Here is a 4,305-nt window from a genome sequence, read left to right on the forward strand (position 1 = left end):
CAACGGCCTGCAGAAGCAGGGCGTGCCGCCGGACGAACTGATGGCGTCGCTGTTCGAATCCATCATCCAGCAGAACCTCTCCGTGCTCACCCGCGGCAACACCCTGCGGCCTACGGTGCTGCTGCTGGGCGGTCCCAACTGCTACATCAAGGGCATGCGCGACTGCTGGAAGACCAACATTCCCAAGATCTGGGAAGAGCGCAACTATCCGCTGCCCGAGGGCGTCGATCCCGAATCGCTTATCAAGACTCCCGACAACGCGCAGTACTTCGCCTGCATCGGCGCGGTGGAGTTCGGCCGCCAGGAAGACCCCGGCGTCGGCGTCTATCAGGGCTACTCGAAGCTGGAGTGGTACATCACCGAAGGCCGCAACCTGGAGAAAGCCAAGAAGGGCGGCTCCCAGGCGCTGGCCAAGGACGACGCCGAGCTGGCTGCCTTCAAGCAGAAGTACGCCAAGTTGAAGTTCACCGCCGCCACCTTCCAGCCCGGTCAGGTGGTGGAAGCGTTCATCGGCCTGGACGGCGGGTCCACTTCGACCAAGGCCGTGCTGGTGGATAAGGACCGCAACATCCTGTGCAAGACCTACCAGCTCTCCAAGGGCAATCCCATCGAGGACACCCAGGAAGTGCTGGCCAAGGTGGCGCAGCAGGTCTCCGACCAGGGCGCGATTCTGAAAGTGATGGGCGTAGGCACCACCGGCTATGCCAAGGACATCCTGAAGGAGGCCACCGGCGCCGATGTGGCGCTGGTGGAGACCGTGGCCCACACCCAGGCCGCGCTGCACTTCTACCCCGATGCGGACGTGATTTGCGACGTGGGCGGCCAGGACATCAAGATCATCATCCTCAAAGACGGCCGGGTGAAGGACTTCAAGCTCAACACCCAGTGCTCGGCGGGCAACGGCTACTTCCTGCAGGGCACCTGCGAGAGCTTCGGCTTCAAGGTGGAGGAGTTCTCCGACATCGCCTTCGCCGCCAAGGGCTACCCGCAGTTCGGCTACGGCTGCGCCGTGTTCATGCAGTCGGACATCGTGGACTTCCAGCGCCAGGGCTGGAAGCCGGAAGAGATCATGGCTGGCCTCTGCAACGTGCTGCCCAAGAACATCTGGCTGTACGTCTCGCAGATCCCCAACCTCTCGGCCATCGGGCGCAAGTTCGTCCTGCAGGGTGGGACGCAGCACAACCTGGCCGCGGTGAAGTCGCAGGTGGACTTCATCGAGTCGCGCTTCAAGGGCAAGGAACAACAGGCCGAGGTCATCGTGCACCAGCATTGCGGCGAGGCCGGCGCCATCGGCTGCGCCTTCGAGGCCGTGCGCCTGTGGGAGAACGGCAGGCAGAGCACCTTCATCGGGCTCGACCAGGTGGCCTCCATCAGCTTCACCACCACCCGCAGCGAGGACACGCGCTGCTACTTCTGCAAGAACAAGTGCCTGCGCACCTTCATTGACGTCCAGACCACCGTGCCCAATCCCAACTACAAGCCACCGGTGAAGACCAAAGTCCCGCTGTCGGCCGGGGCGCAGCGCCTCATCATCGCCACCTGCGAAAAGGGAACGGTCGAGAACGTGGAGGAGATGCGCGTCATCAAGGGCGACATCGACGCCATCAAGAAAGAGAATCCGAACCTGGTGGAAGTGGCCGCCAAGCTTGCCTTCAAGAGCTTCGATCCGCCGGTGGTGGCCGATCCGCTGCCCAAGTACGCCTTCACCAAGAGCCAGAAGCAGCGCGTGGAGCTGATGAAGAAGCGCTCCGAGCTCAAGATCGGCATGCCCAAGGCGCTCAATATGTACTCTTGCGGGCCGTTCTTCACCGCCTACTTCGAGTCGCTGGGCGTGAAGGCGGAGAACCTGCTGTGGTCGGAGTACACCTCGGAGCAGCTTTACAAGGAAGGCGCGAAGCGCGGCGCCATCGATCCCTGCTTCCCCTCGAAGGTCGGCATCCCGCACGTGCACAACCTGCTGTACACCGTGCATGCGAAGAAGCCGCTGGACATCGTCTTCTTCCCCATGATCGACTCGCTGCCTACGTACCTGAAATACACGCAGGCCAGCCGCGCCTGTCCCACAGTGACCGCAACGCCGGCTTCGGTGAAGGCCGCCTTCACCAAGGAGAGCGACCTGTTCGCGGAGAAGGGCGTGCGCTGGATGGATACCCTCATCTGCCTGCACGACATCAAACAGGCCCACCGGCAGATGTACGAGGACTGGAAGGACATCCTCGGCCTGGCCGAGGAAGAGAACTACCGCGCCGTGGAGCAGGGCTTCCTGGCGCTCGACAAGTTCGACAACACGATCCGCGACCAGGCCCGCCAGATCCTGAAGAAGCTCGAGGACGAGAACAAGCTGGGCGTGGTGCTGCTGGCCCGGCCCTACCACAACGATCCCGGCATCAATCACGAGATCCTGGAAGAGTTCCAGAAGCTCGGCTACCCGGTCTTCTCGCAGGATTCGCTCCCGCTCGACGACGAGATCGTGTGGCGGCTGTTCGGCGACGAAGTGCGCGCCGGCGTCATCCAGCACCCCCTGGACGTCACCGACGCCTGGAAGAACTCCTACTCGGAGAACACCAGCCGCAAGGTGTGGGCGGCCAAGTACGTCGGCCGTCACCCCAACCTGGTGGCGCTCGAGCTTTCCAGCTTCAAGTGCGGCCACGATGCGCCCATCTACACCACGGTCGAGGAAGTGGTGGAGCACACCGGCACGCCCTACTTCAGCTTTAAGGACATCGACGAGAACAAGCCCACCGGCTCAATCAAGATCCGGGTGGAGACCATCGGCTACTTCCTCAAGCGCTACCGCGAGGACATGGTGCGCGATCGGGAGAAGCGCACCACGGTGGAGGAGCGGCTGCAGAAGTTCGAAGCCCAGCTCCGCGCCGAGCTCCGGATCGCGGAGAAGTACCGCGGCGTGGAGCGCCCCGACGTGGACCTCGCAGAGCTGGTCCAGATCCAGCCCGCCCAGCCCCCTGCCAATGACCTGGTGGGCATCGCCGGGGACTGACGGATCACCCGCTCACCCGCTCCACTTGTGCATTCTTGCGCCGCATCCGGTAAAATCACCCGAAAGATTGGTGGGGGCCTGAATCCATGCTGATGGAATCCGACAAGGTGATGTTTGAGGTCTACCGCGAAGCCCTGTACACCGGCAAGTACAAGGTCGTGTACTTCACCGAGCTGGGCGACCACAACAAGGAGTACGAGATCAACCGCGCCCTGGCCGGCGAGCACTTCTACGACGGCTTTCTCAAGAACACCGGCAAGGACCAGGCCAAAGAGGTCCTCGAGGGCCTGCTGAAGCGAATGAACGACGGGGAGAAGATCACCCCACAGCAATTCGAGGCCGAGATGGCCGCTTATATGCCTCCCGCCAAGTCCGCCAAGTGATTTCCTGGTTGTCATCCTGAGCGAAGCGCGACCCTGAGCTTGTCGAGAGGGAGCGCGTAGTTGAAGGACCCCTACCCGCACAGAAGCGGCGGATTGTGGCCGATTGAGCGCCGCTTCGGGCCATGTATAATCTTCCCTGATGGCCACCCAACCCGCCACTCCCGCCAAGGCTCCCGGCCTGGTCCCTGACGAAATCAAGCAGGAGCCCCGCTCCAAGGGCACCCTGACGCCGCGCAAGAAGAAGCCGCGCGAGCTGGCAGTGATCACCGAGTGCTGCACCGGATGCGCCGGTTCGCCCGCCTGCGTGGAGTACTGTCCCATCGAGGACTGCATGTTCTGGGTTCCGGACGAAGACCACCCGCCGTTCGGCCGCATCCAGGTGGATCCGCTGCTGTGCATCGGGTGCAAGAAGTGCACCAGCCAGGGCCCCATGGGCTCGTTCCTCGACGGCTGCCCCTGGGACGCCATCGCCATGGTGGAGACCACGTTGATCGAAAAAGAAGTCGGGGCGATGACGTACTGACCCAAAGAAAAAGTAAAAAGTAAAAAGGAAAAAGTAGGGACCAAGGGTATCTACCTTTACCTTTGGCCTTTTTATTTTCCCTTGCTTTTGACACCTTCCCTTGTGACCTGCGTCACCGCTTACCTGCCGCCCGGGCTAACCATATGTGACCTGCGTCACCGCTTACCTGCCGCCCGGGGCTAACCATAGTGGCTAGCAGCAGGGGCTCCCATCCCGAGGAGGTATCCATGTCATATCGAAGACTCACGATCGTTCTAGCAATTGTTTCCCTGGTGGGGCTCGCGGCTTGGGCCAGCGACACGATGGTGCCCTGGAAGTCACAGCAACTGAAGCTGGACAATGTTGTGCGCGCGGGCAGCGTGGTGCTGCCGGCGGGTGAGTACCGCGTCACCCACGAGATG

The 4,305-nt window shown here is 62.2% G+C and carries 3 protein-coding genes; all 3 read left to right on the forward strand.

Annotation, left to right across the window (positions count from 1 at the left end; translation table 11 throughout):
• Positions 1 to 2,998, forward strand: a 2,998-nt coding sequence (locus VGQ94_08645; protein HEV2022585.1) for a BadF/BadG/BcrA/BcrD ATPase family protein, incomplete at its 5' end; no start/stop codon positions are given.
• A gap of 92 nt (positions 2,999 to 3,090) precedes the next feature.
• Entirely contained in the window at positions 3,091 to 3,381 is a 291-nt protein-coding gene (locus VGQ94_08650) for a hypothetical protein (protein ID HEV2022586.1), read from the forward strand.
• A 139-nt stretch (positions 3,382 to 3,520) separates the two neighbouring features.
• On the forward strand, positions 3,521 to 3,904 hold the full coding sequence (locus VGQ94_08655) for a hypothetical protein (GenBank protein HEV2022587.1): 384 nt from the start codon (positions 3,521 to 3,523) through the stop codon (positions 3,902 to 3,904).
• Positions 3,905 to 4,305 lie beyond the last annotated feature (401 nt).

This window comes from Terriglobales bacterium (assembly GCA_035937135.1).
Lineage (GTDB): Bacteria > Acidobacteriota > Terriglobia > Terriglobales > Acidobacteriaceae > DASYVL01.